The organism is Micrococcus sp. APC 4021, from assembly GCF_030407635.1.
GTDB lineage: Bacteria > Actinomycetota > Actinomycetes > Actinomycetales > Micrococcaceae > Micrococcus > Micrococcus luteus.
Map to the genome: position 1 here is coordinate 1 of NZ_JASDCZ010000210.1, position 1,429 is coordinate 1,429.

The following is a 1,429-nucleotide window of genomic DNA, read 5'->3' on the forward strand; positions in this document are numbered from 1 at the left end:
GAGTTGAGTCCCTGATAGTGGTGTAACCCTCCCCGGTCGCCAACACCGTCCCCTTCACGGACGCGGTCACCGTGGGAGCCTTCGAGCGAACCTTCCACAGCACTCTCGAAAGGACATCACCACGATGACCGCTCCACACATTGTCGACCCTGAACGCCTGCTGCGCGAAGCTCTCGGGGAGGCCTCCCCAGACCTGTTGCGCCACCTGCTGCAGACCGTGATCAACGCACTGCTCTCCGCCGACGCGGACGCGGTCTGCGGCGCCGAGTACGGCCAGGCCTCCCAGAGCCGTACCGCACAGCGCAACGGCTACCGGCACCGACCCCTGGACACCCGCGCCGGCACGATCGATGTGGCCATCCCCAAACTCCGGGCCGGCACGTACTTCCCCGAATGGCTCCTCGAGCGCCGCAAACGGGCCGAGTCCGCACTGATCACCGTGGTCGCGGACTGCTACCTGGCCGGGGTCTCGACCCGGCGCATGGACAAGCTCGTACGTCAGCTCGGCATCGACTCGCTCTCGAAGTCCCAGGTCAGCCGGATGGCACAGGAGTTGGACGAGCACATCGAGGCTTTCCGTCACCGGCCGCTGGGCGAGGCCGGCCCGTTCGTGTTCCTCGCCGCCGACGCCCTGACCATGAAGGTGCGTGAGGGCGGGCGTGTGGTCAACGCGGTGGCCATGGTCGCCACCGGGGTCAACGCGGACGGGCGCCGCGAGGTCCTCGGGCTGAGGGTGGCCACCACGGAGTCCGGGGCGGGGTGGAACGAGTTCTTCGCGGACCTGGTGGCCCGGGGGCTGGCCGGGGTGGCACTGGTGACCTCGGACTCCCATCGCGGCCTCGTGGAAGCAGTGGCGGCGAACCTGCCCGGGGCCGTGTGGCAACGCTGCCGCACCCATTACGCGGCGAATCTGATGGCCGTGACCCCGAAGAGCATGTGGCCGGCGGTGAAGGCCATGCTGCACAGCGTGTATGACCAGCCCGACGGGCCGGCCGTGCACGCCCAGTTCGAGCGCCTGTTGGACTACGTGCAGGACAGGTTGCCCGCGGTGGCCGCCCACTTAGACGCCGCTCGACAGGACATCCTCGCGTTCACCTCGTTCCCGAGGGACGTGTGGTGCCAGATCTGGTCGAACAACCCCGCCGAGCGGCTGAACCGGGAGATCCGGCGACGCACGGACGCGGTAGGGATCTTCCCGAACCGGGATGCCGTGGTGCGCCTGGTCGGGGCCGTGCTGGCCGAGCAGACAGATGAATGGGCCGAAGGCCGCCGGTATCTCGGCCTGGAACTGCTCGCCCGGTGCCGTGAGCCCCTGACCACGGAGCAAGAGACCGTGATGAGCACGGAGGTGATGCCGACCCTGCAGACCTGACAGGTACAAGCCCCCTACAACCTCGAAGACGGTTACACCACTTCCAGGGACTTGACC

At 68.0% G+C, this 1,429-nt stretch carries 1 protein-coding gene; it reads left to right on the top strand.

Going from position 1 to position 1,429, the window contains the following annotated elements; translation table 11 throughout:
* Nucleotides 1–124: 124 nt before the first annotated feature.
* Nucleotides 125–1,372: an IS256 family transposase gene (locus QL983_RS11215; protein ID WP_020397262.1), complete on the top strand. Its 1,248-nt coding sequence runs from the start codon at nt 125–127 to the stop codon at nt 1,370–1,372.
* Nucleotides 1,373–1,429: the final 57 nt, after the last annotated feature.

What these genes read in the sequence shown, in the direction of transcription:
- QL983_RS11215 (WP_020397262.1), top strand. Translation starts at nt 125, where the DNA reads ATGACCGCTCCACACATTGTCGACCCTGAACGCCTGCTGCGCGAAGCT.